15 protein-coding genes are annotated in these 15190 nt (G+C 43.5%); 2 read left to right on the forward strand and 13 right to left on the reverse strand.

Annotation, left to right across the window (positions count from 1 at the left end):
- Positions 1-24: 24 nt before the first annotated feature.
- The 11 genes from IGJ74_RS11730 to IGJ74_RS11780 all read right to left on the reverse strand — a co-directional run bounded on the left by IGJ74_RS11730 (position 25) and on the right by IGJ74_RS11780 (position 11264).
- The gene (locus IGJ74_RS11730) at positions 25-723 is read right to left on the reverse strand and encodes a type IV pilus modification PilV family protein (protein ID WP_254908531.1); all 699 of its coding nucleotides are present in this window, start codon (positions 721-723) and stop codon (positions 25-27) included.
- Between the two features lie 22 nt (positions 724-745).
- On the reverse strand, positions 746-1069 hold the full coding sequence (locus IGJ74_RS11735; protein ID WP_016610400.1) for a hypothetical protein: 324 nt from the start codon (positions 1067-1069) through the stop codon (positions 746-748).
- 38 nt (positions 1070-1107) lie between these two features.
- A complete protein-coding gene (locus IGJ74_RS11740; protein ID WP_430608436.1) occupies positions 1108-2526 on the reverse strand; it encodes a hypothetical protein in 1419 nt (472 codons plus the stop codon).
- Between the two features lie 31 nt (positions 2527-2557).
- On the reverse strand, positions 2558-3601 hold the full coding sequence (locus IGJ74_RS11745; protein WP_008378699.1) for a hypothetical protein: 1044 nt from the start codon (positions 3599-3601) through the stop codon (positions 2558-2560).
- Positions 3594-4973, reverse strand: coding sequence for a glucosaminidase domain-containing protein (locus IGJ74_RS11750; RefSeq protein WP_034872257.1), 1380 nt, complete (start codon positions 4971-4973; stop codon positions 3594-3596). The genes IGJ74_RS11745 and IGJ74_RS11750 overlap by 8 nt, the downstream gene beginning before the upstream one ends.
- Positions 4906-5280, reverse strand: a complete 375-nt coding sequence (locus IGJ74_RS11755) for a hypothetical protein (RefSeq protein ID WP_005235091.1) — start codon at positions 5278-5280, stop codon at positions 4906-4908. Before IGJ74_RS11755 ends, IGJ74_RS11750 begins: the two co-directional genes overlap by 68 nt.
- Positions 5277-6584 carry a hypothetical protein gene (locus IGJ74_RS11760; protein ID WP_101699187.1) on the reverse strand — a complete coding sequence of 436 codons (1308 nt, stop codon included), beginning with the start codon at positions 6582-6584 and terminating at the stop codon, positions 5277-5279. The genes IGJ74_RS11755 and IGJ74_RS11760 overlap by 4 nt, the downstream gene beginning before the upstream one ends.
- Positions 6585-6721: 137 nt before the next feature.
- The gene (locus tag IGJ74_RS11765; protein WP_086299313.1) at positions 6722-7792 is read right to left on the reverse strand and encodes a DivIVA domain-containing protein; all 1071 of its coding nucleotides are present in this window, start codon (positions 7790-7792) and stop codon (positions 6722-6724) included.
- A gap of 790 nt (positions 7793-8582) precedes the next feature.
- A complete protein-coding gene (locus IGJ74_RS11770; protein WP_008378710.1) occupies positions 8583-9311 on the reverse strand; it encodes a GntR family transcriptional regulator in 729 nt (242 codons plus the stop codon).
- Positions 9312-9412: 101 nt separating this feature from the next.
- The gene (gene celB, locus IGJ74_RS11775; RefSeq protein ID WP_086373107.1) at positions 9413-10768 is read right to left on the reverse strand and encodes a PTS cellobiose transporter subunit IIC; all 1356 of its coding nucleotides are present in this window, start codon (positions 10766-10768) and stop codon (positions 9413-9415) included.
- Positions 10752-11264 carry a hypothetical protein gene (locus IGJ74_RS11780; protein WP_086316331.1) on the reverse strand — a complete coding sequence of 171 codons (513 nt, stop codon included), beginning with the start codon at positions 11262-11264 and terminating at the stop codon, positions 10752-10754. The genes celB and IGJ74_RS11780 overlap by 17 nt, the downstream gene beginning before the upstream one ends.
- Before the next feature lie 418 nt (positions 11265-11682).
- On the opposite strand from IGJ74_RS11780, the gene IGJ74_RS11785 reads away from it, so the two are divergent.
- Positions 11683-12051, forward strand: coding sequence for an iron chaperone (locus IGJ74_RS11785; protein WP_086373108.1), 369 nt, complete (start codon positions 11683-11685; stop codon positions 12049-12051).
- Positions 12052-12128: 77 nt separating this feature from the next.
- On the opposite strand, the gene IGJ74_RS11790 is transcribed toward IGJ74_RS11785, so the two are convergent.
- Positions 12129-13469, reverse strand: a complete 1341-nt coding sequence (locus IGJ74_RS11790; RefSeq protein WP_087663936.1) for a peptidoglycan DD-metalloendopeptidase family protein — start codon at positions 13467-13469, stop codon at positions 12129-12131.
- A 282-nt stretch (positions 13470-13751) separates the two neighbouring features.
- On the opposite strand from IGJ74_RS11790, the gene IGJ74_RS11795 reads away from it, so the two are divergent.
- The gene (locus tag IGJ74_RS11795) at positions 13752-14183 is read left to right on the forward strand and encodes a GNAT family N-acetyltransferase (protein WP_016613476.1); all 432 of its coding nucleotides are present in this window, start codon (positions 13752-13754) and stop codon (positions 14181-14183) included.
- 296 nt (positions 14184-14479) lie between these two features.
- On the opposite strand, the gene IGJ74_RS11800 is transcribed toward IGJ74_RS11795, so the two are convergent.
- Entirely contained in the window at positions 14480-15181 is a 702-nt protein-coding gene (locus IGJ74_RS11800; protein WP_016613477.1) for a response regulator transcription factor, read from the reverse strand.
- Positions 15182-15190 lie beyond the last annotated feature (9 nt).

Below are 15190 nucleotides of genomic sequence, written 5' to 3' on the forward strand. Positions count from 1 at the left end.
ACTCCGCAAGAACAGCCAGCCCTTTCAATAGTCTACTACCCAATGCAGATACGTTTCTGTCAAAAATGCGCCCGTTTGTTTATCGAAGACCTGAATAATAAGTCCGAGCCCGAGCTGACGACGGTCGTAACTGTCTTCTCGCAGTCCATGACTGGGGTCTTCGCGAATGGAGACCTTGACCAAATAGTTGGTGGTTTCTTCATTCTCCGACAAGTACGTTCCCATATAGAGGCGATTTTCTTCCGAATTTACCAAGGGCTGCGGCAAATGAGCGCCAGAATGATCGTATACCACCTTGCGAATAAATCGGCCCCGATTGAGATCATCTACAGCAATCGGGATTTCTTCATACATCGGTTGCCCTTGCGCATTGTATTGAATCCCTGAATTATCGAGGACCAAATGGTGTCGGCGAACTTCTGAGGGATCATCTGGATCGACCATCATCCAAGAAGGTCTAGCCGTAAAGATCCCGATATTCAAATCCGCCAAGTCTTGAGTCTGTGCCCGGTATATTAGCCATTCCTTGACATCATCTCGTGCTGCGATGGCTTCTTCCATTCGGGTATTGTAGCTAAGGATCAGGTTATTTTGGATGATCAGCATGGCGATCATGACCATTGCGATCCCGAGAATGACGATCGCTCCAAGGATCTCAACCAGGCTGAACCCCGATTCATCAAGTACACTATGTGCATGTCTGCCGTTTTTCAGTTTTATCACCTGCTTTTTGCCTAGCCTCCGATCAAGGAGAATCCTTTTCTTCTAGCTGGTTGATACTTGTATCTGGGTCAAGAAAAGATAATTTGCTAAGGGTAAACCCCCAGTGAATCAGTTTATTGAAATCAGGGTAGTCAGCTAATGGAATACTTTTTTTGGCTTTGCGTGTGATGCGGATTCGTTCCCTGATATAATGATACCTTTCTTCTTCAACCAGTCGCTGAATCTCGGCGATCCCTTTTTCAACATCAGGATCTTCGACATTCGCTTGCATGTATTGTTGATAGAAATAATCCAAATACTTCCCGTATTGAAGAAAATAACGGTATTCAATTTCTTCAATGACCATTTTCACGTGAATCTCTCCTTGACTTATTTTCTAGCAACTTATTGAAGTGAGTGCAAATGCCGATAGATGATCGCAGTGGCACTCTCTGGCCGATCATTGTCTAACTGAAAGACCTCCTTTAATGATTGTCGATCAGAAGCCTGAATGACTTCGACTTTCGGTAAAAGTTCGTAGGCAAGATGGCTATCGTCTGCGACACTTGTATCGATCATCACTTGTTCGATCAGTGAACGGGTGACGCCATAACCGTCTTCACTTTGATAGGATCGGTCCAAAGGGAAACTATAATAAAACCAGCCATCATCGGGATTATAGATCCAAGTATTTCGATCAATCTGACGGTAATCGCTCAAAGAACCGAATTCGATCATAATGGCTTCTGAATCGATCTGGGCGGGACTTTCAGAGACAAAGCTGCTTAGCGTTTTCACCGTTTGGGTCGGATACAAGCCAGCAGCATCGGGAAACGCACTGATCATCTCTGGCAAGTGAAAGGCACTGCCTAACCCAGATTCTGTCGTCGTGTAATCAAATGACGACTGGTCAATCGTTCCCTGTTCTCCGAGATACGTGAATCCCGTAGGTTCCTCACTGGTGGAAAAGGGGCTGGCTAGCTGCGACTCCGCCCAGTTTCGAACAAAATAACGATACCCTTCAAGATAATAACTATAGGTCAAGTTGGCTGCTTCAAAGGTCCACTCAGCAACCGGATCAGCAGGATTGAGCAGCAGCAGTTCCCCACTCATTTTCTGCATGACCGGTTGTTGGTTTCGTCGAAAGGAATAGCTGAAGTGAGCTTCGACAAGGACCGGTTCTTGCCAGAGATCTGGTGGACCATCGATCAAGTCTGATGACGGTGGCTCCTCCATTTCTTCATTGCCTTCGGTGCGATCGTAGAAGTTCTCAGGATTTTCCTGTTCTTCAGCGTCTAGTTCCCCCAATAACTCCTGCATCTCTTCACTATCGAAGGCATCCAAGGGAGGCGTGGGTGCCAACTCTTCGATCGTCTCATCGCTGATCCAAACCATCACTTGACCATCAAGAGCATTTCCAATGAGTTCTGGGATCTGCTGGGTCACGTTCTGATACCCCCTTGCTAAAATTTCGTTTTCATCAAAGCGAGACAGTACTGGTAATAAGTCTGGCGCATCACTCGCATCTGCCGCCTGCTCAAAAGCTGCTTCCTCACTGTCTGGCGCGATATAGCGCAGCACTTCTTCAAAACTTGCTCGGACAAAGACTGGCACTTCACTAGCGTTCATTACCCGAACGGATCGTTGGATCGTCGTCCCTGTAAGGGTCATTCGTTCCTGCCATTCTTCCAAAATCTCGATTTTTTCGAACACTTCATTTTCATCCGCTAATCGACGAATATGAATAGACTGATTATTCTGCCAAATCAAGATGCTAAGCAACAAAAGAAAGAAAAGCAGACCCGCGATACTATTTCTTAACACAATTTTTTTTGCACCCTTGTTTCCTCTTTTCTCAAGTAAAGAGATAAATGCCTAATAGAATGAATAAGGCGATCAATGATACACAGAAGATGATGGATAATATCAAGTTTTGATCAATAAAACGAAACACATCTGCTACATGGTTGATACTCATTGAGACTTCTCCAACGAAACGGTCTGCTTCGATGGCTTCTTCCCCAAATGCCTGTCCATCACCAATGACGGATAAATGATAGCCCTGCTCTTCGTCAGCCTCGATCGATAGTACTCGGCGAGCAATATAGCCGGTTCCTGAGCCATTTGTAAAGACCGCGAGCCCGTTTGGCTGTACTTGAGTGAAGGCTTGTTCTCTTAAAATGATCAAATCTTGTGTGCGTAATGCGGAGCTGTCAAGATTCGCCATCCCATTATCTGATAAACGCACCACCCGATGATTAAAAACTGTCATTTCGTTTTGATCAGTCACATATAAGCCGATAAACGTAAATAGGACAGTCATGCTACAAACCAAGAAAATCAGATAGATGATTTTCAGTACGAGATTGCCAGATTTCTTTTTGGCTGTTGGTTTCTTCGTCGCGGCTTTGCCTTTTTGCGGGGGACGTCGTTTCTGGGAAACTTCCGCTGGTTTTTTTCCGTGCTTGTGGGTCCCTTTTGATTTGGCATTAGGATGACTTGATTTTTTGATTTTCCCCTGCTCGTTGTGCTGACTTGGACGTGCTTGCTGCGGTGGACGCTTTTTCTTTTTGCGTGGTGCTTCACTGGTCGTACTGGCAGCTGCTCTTTCTTTTTGCTTGCTAGGATGCTGCTTTTCGGTCGGTAATTTGGGGCGATTCGCTGTGCCAGCCGCTTTTTTTCGTTTCTTTTTCACAGGCGCCTGTCCTGTCGGTTCTTTTTGGGTCGGCTTTTTTGGTCGTTTCTTGCCACTAGAAGGGCTGGCTTGCTTTCCTTGCGCCTGAAACTTTTCGATTCGGGGATTTCTCGGTGTATCCTCTGATTGGTCTCGTTTTTTTTCACGTTTGGCAGGCTGTGGCGGACGTTTTTTTCTTCTAGGTGCTTGCGACTGATTACTCATTGGCATCTACCTCGCTGCCCGCTCGTTCCATCCCTCTTAATTGGTTTGCATAAGTATTGGCATTGGCATTTTCCTGCAAGCGATCCTTGACGGTCCGAATGGACGCTGGCAAATTCCCTGAGCCTCGACGATTTGCCGCGCTTCTTTGCAAGTCTTCAAACAACGAACGGGTCGTCTCCGCTTCTTCCTTGCGGGCTGCTTCGATTGCTTGTGCACGTGTGCGTTCAATCTCTTCCAAAATCTCTTCGGTCGGCTCATTATCATAAATGGTTAGATCATAGGCCTCAATCAACGCATTCAGCTTTTGGTCATAATGGATGTCCGTAGCATAGCGCCCTGTCAACCACGCAGTTGCTTCCCGATAAGTTGGGGCATTTTCTTTCCAAACGGGGGCATAAAAGCGCGGGTTGCCTGTGATGCCTCCTCTTAGTAAGCGAGCGTAATCTTCGATGGATTCACGGTAACTTGGGTATTTACGGAAATTGGAAGAGATCGTATACCACGCACCACTTCCATCATCTTCTTGCGTATTGAAGGTCACTTTTTGCCCACGAAAGCTGCCCTTGATGCCAAAGAGATTGTGGTTTGGCGGACTGGATAAGGCACTATTTCCTGAGCCAGTCTCCAAGATGGCTTGTGCGATCATCACTGAAGCATAAAGATCATTGTTATAGGCAACATCCTGCGCGTCAGAACCAATCTCATTGATGAATTGTTGTGTCGTTAGATTACGAGAAACCGAAAATTGAAAGTTGCTTTCCCGCTCTTCTTCATCGATCGGCGATTCGGGTTCTTCAGTGATTGGATCGGGCTCTTTTTCTTTGTCCTGATTGGTTTGATTCCCATTTGATTGGTTGTTTCCGCTATTGTTGCTGCTGTTGGTATCGTTGGTTTCTTGCTCATTCGTTTCAGGTCCAGCAGGCTGATTCGGCTGTTGATCGCCTTCTGAAGGATCTGGCGTCGACGGAACGTCTTCGGCCTCTTGATTTTCTGTTTCATCCGTGCCGCTCTCCATCTCTTCCTCGTCTGTCTGTCCCTCGTCTGCCGGTCGTTCCACATCATTTACGACTTGGACTTCCGTTCCTTTTTCGCCCTGCTCCGCTTCTTCTGGAAGGGTTTCTTTTGTTTGTTCTGGAGGAGTATCAAGTTGCTCCGTTATCCTGTCAGCTCCTTCGTAAGAGACCGGTCGGAGGGCATCCGTTATCGATTGCCCACGACTTTCTCGTTGTGCATCGATGGTTTCCATATAAGTAGATGGTTCTACACCTAAGATCGATCGAACCATGGCTTCAGAAATCGTTTGATTATTGATGATTCCGATAAATGCTCCGATCGCTAACAGACTTTTTACGTTTCTTCTGGGCTTTTTCATCTTCTTGATCCTCCTCCTTGGGGCTGTTCTTGCTGGTGCCTTTTTTTGGTCGTTCATGGTCTTTGCTTTCATTTTTCTCAAGCTGCACAAGCAGCAATTGATAATGAAAGGCATTGTTCCGCAAATACATCGTAAAACCTAGCAAAAGAGCGAGTAAAAACAAGTGACTGATAGTGACATATTCTCGAAAGGCAGAGAGATAAAAATAGGCGGTCAGCTGCAAAAATACCGCTAATGGGATCAAAGAAGCAATAAAGTAGATGCGGTATAAGAATAAGAATCGTTGTTTTTGCTTTTGGGTTCTCATAGACTGCTCCTAACGTCTGTATTGCCTTCGATCAATGCTTTTTTTTCTAATAGATAGCTTTCGCTTTGGAGAAGATCAAAGTAAGCGGCTTTTCGTAAAAGATTGTCATAGTCCATCTTCATAATGCGTGCGTAAGGTTTTCTAAACCATGGTCGCTCATACAATTTGACTCGTGATTCAATCACGCTGCATTCATAAAAAACTAAACTGATATCTTTAGCAGATAGGTTGTTGTCGACCACTTGCTGCACTTGCCCTCTCTCATAGGTCAATTCTTTTTCGTTCAACGTCATTTTTTCGATCTTTTGTACGAGATTGTCATTGATGCGCCAAACCTGTTCGAGGTATTTGGCTTTTTGAAAAAGATAGGTATATTCTCGTAAGCTGATTTTCAATTGCGTATGCCAGTTCTCGTCTTCTTCATCGGTCAAGCTGTTTAAATAGTGGATACTATTTTTGATCAAAGAGGCTTCTAAGTTTTCGATGTAGATCTCAAGCTTTTGATTGGCCAAGCGCAAGCGCTCTTTGCTTGCTCGTTCTCGTTTCGCCTCTTCCTCCAACGCTAATTCATTGGCGTTGACTTTGGACAATTGCTTGGCTTTTTTTGACTGTTTTTTTTTGCTGCTTTTTTTTCGAACTTTCTTTTTGAACTTTGGTGGCTCATCCGCACTGACCTTTTGGAACTCGAGCGTGTCTTCCAGTTCTTTTTTCATTGCATTGGTTTTGCCCTGACGTTTTTCTTCATGGACTTGCGCTTTCGGGCGACTCACAAACGTGACATTTTGTTCGTCGATCACGCTTTGTACGATTTTTACCAGTTGCTCTTTAAAGTCGTTCGCATCACTTACACCAGCGGGGGCTTGCTGCTGCAAGCTAGCATGCAACTGCATCGTAAAGGGAAACTCTTCTTCGGTGTATGCGATTGGTACAAACTCCAAAAACAAATTGCTTTTCTCATCGGACACATGATTGATGCCGATTTGCGTCCACACAAACTGAGGAAATTGCTGTTCCAAGGGAATGCGTAATTTTGAGTAATCGATTTTTTTCCGTAAGATCTCCATCTCGATATGATGGGTGAAGGCTTCGATGGAATAAAATTGCTCAAAGTAATGCGTCACTTGTTTGCGAATCGAGGATTTGAGCGGCCACTTTTTTTGATAGAGGTTGTCACAGGCAGTGATTACTGATGGAAGTGCCTCTTGTTTGTAAAATAATTCCTCAAGATTTGGACTCAAGGTTGGATAGATGGCAATTTTTAAAATATCATTCGTCACATTCGTCCCAATGACCAACATTCTCATAAGAAATCAAGTCGTAGTTGTTGCCTGTGATTTCTTATACAGCATATATGGTCCTAGTGGGTTTCCCTCCTTTGTCGTGTCGCTCTCGGAAATTATTTAGCAGACCTTTTCGTCTATTCCGACTCATAACCTTCTTTTTAGTCTGGCAGATTCAACACTTTGCTATGCTGGATCAACTGCTCAAACAACCCTTTCGATTCATGATGAAACGTCGTAAGTCGTTCTTGGTATTGCTTGATCTCTTGACGGATTTTCATCACTTCCATCGATGCTTCTGAAATGATCTTGTGGGCTTCATTTTCCGCCATTTGACGTCTTCTGTCGGCTTCCAGTTCTGCTTCAGCAGCGGTTTCCCGTGCTTTTTCTTTTGCTTCGATCAAAATCGTCGCCAGCTCGTCCTTCATTTGTTCGACCTTTGCCAGCTCACGTTCCAAGTCACGCTGTAAGACATTCTTATCTGCCAATTGTTCGACTCTTGAACGTTCGAGATCCCGATATTTCGCTTCCGCTTCTTGCAAGCGCAAGTTCAACTGTTGATTTTCATTTTCAAGCGAAGTGATCCGCCGCATGCTTTCGACTTCTTTTAATTTGTAGTTTTCGATTATCGCCGCTTTTTCTTCTAAATGAATCGCTTTTTCTTCAAAAGCCTGGACTTGCTTGCTTTTTTCTTCTAATTCTTTTAGCAGTTCATCTTCTCTTTGACGCAATTGTTCGAGCTCTTCTTCTACTTCGATCAATTCGTCTTCTTGACTCGTCAACTGCTCAATTTCTTGCTCATAATTGGTTTTGAGGGCTTCTTGTTGACGTTCTGCTTCTTTTAACTGCTGCTGTAACTCGTTGTAGCGCATTTGCAGCTGCTTGTTTTCATAAATGATACTTTCTTGTTGCGTCGCTTGCGAAGCCATCCGATTGATGGATTCTTGTTTGTTTTCCAATTGCTTGGTCAAATGTTCGACGGTCTTGGTCAGTTGTGAAACGGTATTTTCTAATGCCAGCAGCTCTTCTTGGGCATCATCGTCATACTCGTCTTCCTCGTATTCTTCATCCTCGTACTCGTCGTCCTCATATTCTTCATCGTCATACTCATCGTCATCATATTCTTCATCATCGTACTCGTCTTCGTCGTACTCTTCTTCATCATATTCCTCGTCGTAGACATGAACGCCTTCGTAAGTTTCTTCATCTTTCTTTTTGCGAAATAATGCCATGTTACCCCTCCTGATTCCTCACTCATCGATGATTTGATTCGTTAACAATTTAGTGTGTCTACAAATTGGTCTGCTTGTTCGTCTGCTTTCGTGAAAAGTTGCACTTTCGCTGTTCTATCCGCGGTCGTTCTTTCAAACGAGCTGACGTTTCTGCTGTGACCTTTTGAGCAGTGATGTCCGTTTCCTTCTTGCCATCATTCGTTCAAAAAAAGAAAGCAAAAACCACCACACCCCTTGATTTTCACGACCTCCATTTATTTTGGAGGATAGAAATCAAGTCAGTGAATCGGCCTGTTTCTCAATAAAATAGCCATTAAACGAAAAGACGGCTTCCGTTCGCAGAACATCTGTTGTCTATTTGATAGTATCAAAGCAAAAACAGATTGAAAAATCAGATATTTCTTCACTTGATGAAATATCTGTCAGAGCGAGTCGGTTATCCACATGATATTGTTAAAAATTGAGCAAAATATCCTCGTATTAAGGAAACGAATGGTCTTCTTTAAACGATCTTTATCTTAAATCAACAATCACGCCTTCCTAACCGCCGATCAATCCCCTCAAAAAAAATCAGCGACCTTATAAGCCAAGGTCGCTGATCGATTCTTTACCTATTATATAGTTTTACTGCTCAGTCATCTTTCATCTATTGGAAGCGATCCCTTTTCTCTCAGTTTGAAAGCCGGTTCCTGTCTACCGATCCGCAACTGTAAGTTTTTTTCTCCCTAATGGGCTGCTCTTCTCTTGCCTTCAAAAAAAGAAAGAACCGTTTCTTGAAAATCAGTTTTCTTTAAACGAACAACTTTTTATGCATGTATAATGTCGCCATCCGATAATCATAATGGATCATCGAAAAGGCTAATAGCTCCCCATTTCTCAGATAGCTGTCGTCTCGTACGATCAATGCGGGCATGCCTTCTTCTAGATGAAAAAACGCAGCTTGTTCCTGTGATAGCGGTTTGCTTTGAATGAACTTGTCGATGAAGGCGACTGTCAGTTGTTTTTCTTCTGCCAAAGCTTGGAACATTGACCCCTCCATCATTGTTTCGGAGATCTCCCCTACGATTTCAGGTATATAATAGGAACGCTCAATCAAATACGGTTTGTCATCTAGCGTGCGAAACCGTTGGACTTCGATAAAGTGCTGATCTTTCGCAAATTGTTTTTGGCTTGGGAGAAACAACGCCTCTGATACTTTGACCAGTCGCTTTGAGGCTTTGACCGTTCGAATGTTTTTCTCGCCCCGGGTCAAGTCTTCATTGAAGCCAAGATCTCCTTGTTCAATGGTCGGTTTTTGGTTGTTATGAAAACGAATATACGAGCCGCGGCCTTGCATCTGGTAGATCCAGCCCATCTTGCTCAACTTATTGAGGGCTTGGCGTAACGTATAACGAGAAACTGGATAAATTGCCAAAAGCTCTCGTTCACTAGGCATCTTCCCCTGCTCATTTCCAATGTCACCAGCTTCGATTTTTCTGATCAATTCTGCTGCTAAGTCTTCAATACTGAGTTTCGTCATCTGCCTACTCCTTTCCTTGCGATTCTCTACTACTATTATCGTCTTTGGCGTAAAAAAAGCCAGCTATTTTTCATAGCCGGCTTATCAAAAAAACGGAAAGATTATGCCTTCGTTGCGTTTGCTTGTTCGTCCTTGTATAATTTGCCATCATACATTTTGATGAATGGGAACCAAATCAAGAAAGCAACGACTGCACAGATGATTGCTAAGACAAAGGCACGCCAGTCACCACCTGAACCAATAAAGCCGGATAAGCCAATTGGGGTCGGCCACGCTACTTGGGCAATCGGTGGGTTAACAAAGCCTAAGTTGATGCCAAAATAAGCAACGGACATTGAAACCATCGGTGCTAAGAAGAATGGGATCGCCGTGTACGGGTTGTATACCACTGGCATCCCGAACAAAATCGGTTCATTGATATTGAAGAAGGATGGCACGATCGCTGCTTTTCCTAAAGCACTTAACTGCGCTGATTTTGCAAAGAAGGCGATGAAAATCACCATTCCTAACGTCGCTCCTGAACCACCGATCGTTACGAAACTATTGTTAAACTCACCCGCAAAGGCAATGTTGGCACCATTTTGGTTTTCCACCATATTCGACAATACGATTGGCGTCAAGAATGAGGTCACGATCGTTGCCCCATGAATACCCACGATCCAGAGCGCATGCATGAAGAAGTAGATAACAAGTAGTCCGACCCAGGTACTGGTCAATTGCGTCACGAAACTAAAAGGAATCGCAATGACTTTGAAAATATCTGTGCCCATTGCGACTAATGCACCATTGATGACGATTACAGCTAATGAAGTCAGTGCCGTTGGGATCAATGCTGTAAAAGAGGAAGATACTCCTGTTGGCACTGTGTCAGGCATTTTGATGACAATATTGCGTTTCACACAGAATGCGTAGATTTTTACGGCAATAATCGCCATGATGATCGCTGTAAAGATCCCAGTTGTTCCTAAACGAGTCACCCCGCCAGCCATTTCCCAACCATCGATGATTTTTTGGTCATCAGAAATGACATTGACTAATGTTGCCATACCGCCTTCAAAAACTAATTGTGGCAAGCACATAAAGAACGCCATCATTGAAAGCAACGCGCCATTGACTGGGCTAAGAACGATTTTTTCTTCTTGTGCTTGGATTTTGGTGTACTCGTAACCAAACACGACACAGAAGTAAAGTGCTAAAATCCCCATCGTTGCGGTATTACCTAACATGTAAAGATTTTGGATCTTATCGAATGACGCACTCCAAATGCTCTCTAATGCAGGGAAGCTTTGTGGTAAAACGCTGACGATCAAGAACATTGATCCTACAATAGTGAAAGGAATCGACGCCATCCCGGCTGCCATGACCCCACGAACGATCCGTAATTGTGAGATTTTCCCCATTGGACCCATTAAGTAGCGGTCCAAGAAGGCAAACATTTTGTTATTTTCTGAATCCATTGACTGTTCCTCCTTGAGTTTCAAATGTAGTCAAATACGTGAAATATTTGTCGCGGTCATGCTCGATCAACCACGCTTTACGCTGGATGAACAGGCACGCGATCATGCCGACAGTAAACAAGGCAAGTAAGATGCCTCTACCCGATTGATTCATAAAAGGAATCAATGTTGCTTGCTGTCCGATCAAAATAAATAGAATTGCAATCAGATTGACACCGAATTGGAGCCAATATCCGATTTTTGTCACCAGTAAACGATTCGATTGCTGCCAATATTTTTGAGTTTGTTCAATAAGTATAAGTCCATCAACGATCAATAAGGCAATGGGAATCAAACCAGCCCATGTCCATTGAGACAGACTCAATATGGTCCAATAAAGATTGACAAAGAAAAAGATCGCAGTCATATAACGAAAAAGTAAAAAACGATTAAACCGCATACTTTTGTTTGCATATTCTTTCTTGGCTGCTTGGGTTACCGGTTTCCTTTTGGTCACAAGTCCTCCTCCTTTCTTTTTGCTTTCGCTCAACAACTTGTTCGAACAAGTTATATTCTAGCAGAATTCTTGTTGAATGCAACCGATTTCTTTTTGAAAGTTTCCTCTGAAAATAATCTGCTTTTTCATTTGTTATTTCTGAAAAGTTAAGCTGATCTCAAGGAACCGTGCAGGATAATACTGGAATGTTCCTGATGTTTGGCTTTTGTTCGAGCAGAAAAAAAGTTGTTTTTAGCGTTACTTTTTGCAAAAAATGTTTGTTTCTGAAGGCTTTATCCCCCATGCAAGGCAACAGGTTTGTCAACTTACTAACTTTACAGTACACTCTAAGTAACAAAATAGTTGATTTCAAACATGCGTTATTTTTATTAATCGACATTGCCTGTACTCGTTCCTTAAAACGAAAGGAGATCTCCCAATGGATGTATTAGAAACTTACTTAACCAGCATTGAAGATCCAGTAAAACAAGAAAAACTCCGTGCCTTATTTGCCGCTATTACCAAGAAATTTCCTGACCTCGTTCCAGTCATTAAATGGAATCAGCCGATGTTCACCGCCCATGAAACCTTTATTATCGGTTTCAGCGTTTCAAAACCGCACTTTTCTGTCTCTCCAGAAACCAAGTGTCTTGAACAGTTTACCGATGCCATTGAAAAAGCTGGCTACAGCCATACGGATAACATTTTTCGCATCAAGTGGACTGAGCCGATCGATCAAGCATTGATTGAAGACATGATCGCTTTCAACCTGAAAGACAAAGCGGAGATGACCCGCTTTTGGCGCTGAGCCAATTGAGACTTCGTAAAAGAATAGCAACCAAAAAATCCGCAGAAGCCTGTTCGCTTCTGCGGATTTTCTGACTATTATAAGCCCAATTCTGGTGCCGGATCAAAGAATCCTGACCATAAGCTTGTTGACATCCCTAAATGTAGATGGACGCCAGTTGAATTTCCAGTCGTTCCCATACCGCCTACATATTGTCTAGCTGAGACGCTTTGTCCGACCGAGACAGCTGGCAATGTACTAAAGTGCATGTAGTAGCTGTAAATGCCATTGGCATGTTTGATGATCACATAGTTACCAGTTGACGGACCATAGCCCGCTTCGACAACTTCGCCTGCTTGAATCGCATAGATCGGTGTTCCTGTCCCCCCGGTAAAGTCGATGCCATTATGTTGATTTCCTGATGCCCCTGTTGGATCTGTTCGATACCCAAAACGACTCGAAATATGAACCGAATCGACTGGCATTTGCCATCCACCTGTGCTTGCTTGTTCTTTTGGCTCAGTTGCTTGCTGCACAGGTGCAGGAGTAGCTGCAGTTTTTTCTGGAGCCACCGATGTTTCTGGTGCCACTGCTGCTTCCGTCTTCGGCTGTGCTGCTGTCACTGCTGCTTGTTGAACGGCAGGATTTTCAGCAGTTTTAGCTGACTCGGCTTCTGCTGCTTGCTGGCGTTTTGCTGCTTCTTCTGCTTCTTTGCGCGCTTTTGCTTCTTGTGCTTCTTGCTCAGCCAGTTGCTTCAACGCTGCTTCTCGTTGCCGTTTTGCTTCTGCTTGATCCGCTTCCAATCGGTCTTTTTTCTCTTCTTCGGTGTTCAATGCCAAGGCAAGGTCCGCTAGTTCAACTTCTTGATTCAATTTGACATCAGCTAATTCCGCTTGTTTTCCTTGCAATGCGCTTGACTGCTCTTCGATCGCAACCAATTGTTCCTGCAACTCTTTTTCCAATTTCTGGCTCATTGCGATATCTTCTTGCTGTTGTTCGACGATGCTATTGCTGGCATTCATGATCGTTACTGAAGCAATCGCCCGTTGAATGGCTTCTCCGATGGATTCAGCATCAACGATTTTTTGGAACAACCGATTGGAAGGTTCCGACGTTTGAATGTCACGCGCTTGATTCGCCAGTACCTCTGTGCGCTTGATGATTTTTTCTTCAAGGACTTGGATCTCTTGTGCCAAGGCATTGACTTCTTCTTCCGTCGTCGTTTTCTTTTGTAGGATTGCTTGGATTTCTCCTTCAATCGATTGAATCTCTGCCTCTGTGGATCGTTTCAGTGATTCTAATGAGGTAGATTCATTTTTTATGTCACTGATTTTTTCATTTTGCTGCTGGATCTTCTGATCAAAGCTGTCTGCGGATACCGTCACGACAGGCAGCGTCAGCAAAACAAGTGAACTTGCAACCAAAAGTGTCTTTTTCATTTTTTCTCCTTAACTAGATGTGTCTTATCGCTTTCTCTAGCATACCGAAAGATTTCATTCTTGGGGCTGTTTTCACACAAATAACATCTGGCTGCAAGAAATTGACATCTAGCTGAAACAAAATTGTTAGAATATTTCAACGAAAAAGATTGCTTTTCTTCGTCATTTAACCTTCGTTACTTATCAAGCGGTTCGTCTCCTGACCGATTGTCTACGAAAGTGCCGCGATTCGCAGCAATCAGTACTGGACCTATGCTATACTGAATAAAAACGGAGGTTCTCATGATACAACAAGTGACCCAATTTACTGATTCTGAATTAGAAACCATCGCCCAGATTTGGCTGCAAAGTAATTTGGATGCCCATGACTTTATTTCGGCTGCCCATTGGCAAGATAACTATGATTTTGTGAAAAAAGCCTTCTCTGATGCCCTTATTTACACCTATTCGGTGGATGATCAGCCCGTCGGCTTCATCGGGATGTTGGGTGATTATATCGCTGGTATTTTCGTTTTGAAAGACTATCGTGCCCACGGCATTGGCAAGCAGCTTTTACAAAAAGCACAAGCAGAACACGAGAAGCTGACTCTGAATGTCTACCAAAAAAATACAGCTGCTATTGCGTTTTATCTCAAAAACGGCTTTACCATCGTTTCTGAACAACTGGATTCTGATACCAATGAAATCGAAAACACCATGGAGTGGCATCGTTGATGCTGCTCTTTTTCCTTTTTTTTTCTACCTGTTAGTTAACGAACCCTTTGGAAACTGTTTAATAAAAAAAGTATAACTGATCAAACAACATATTTCCCAGCAATACATATAGGACAAATATACAAAATTTGAATGAGCAACATGATTGATTATTTTTCCCTTCGTGCAGTCCCATCTTCCCTTGGATTGGCACTGTCAAATGGTATAAAGCAGTGGATACTATGGTCATTGATGCAATGAAAGTAAACAGCCTCCTCCTAAATTTTAGGAGGAGGCTGTTTAGGATTGAATCGAACTTATACAGAAGATTCTGCTGGATACTCCCGCAAGCGATACCCGACGCCGATTTCAGTGATCAAATATTCTGGCTGTAGCGTATTGGTTTCGATTTTTTTGCGAATGTTTGAGATATTGACTCGTAAGGTTTGTGCATCCGCTGCAAAAGGTCCCCAGACTTCACTGGTGAGCGTATCGTAAGTGACGACTTTGCCTAAATTCTTGAACATTACTGCCATGATACGGTATTCGTTTTTGGTCAAATGGATCTCATTTTGATTCTTGTACAGGATTTTCTTCTCAAAATCGATCGTTAACTCCTTGTTTACGAGAATCGGGCTGCTACTAAAGGCAGCTGACTCCTTGTGCCGCAATGCCGTGCGGATACGGGCAAATAATTCATTGGTACTGAAGGGCTTTGTTACATAATCATCGGCACCGAGGTCTAACGCTTGCACTTTGTCTTGTTCATCTTTGCGGGCAGAGATCACGATGATCGGTGTGTTCATGCGCTTACGAATGATTTTTAACAGCTCCATGCCATCAATGTCCGGTAAGCCCAGATCCAGCAAGATGAAGTCAATAGTTTCTTCCTGCAAGAGCATCAATGCCTCCATGCCCGTACCAACTGACGTAAAGTTGTAGTGTTCTCTTTGCAAGACGACCTCCATAAAATCAACGATATTCGAATCATCTTCAATCAATAAAAAATGTCGCTGCATGTTCTTCCT

Source organism: Enterococcus sp. AZ009, assembly GCF_050548785.1.
Classification (GTDB): Bacteria; Bacillota; Bacilli; order Lactobacillales; family Enterococcaceae; genus Enterococcus_D; species Enterococcus_D entomosocium.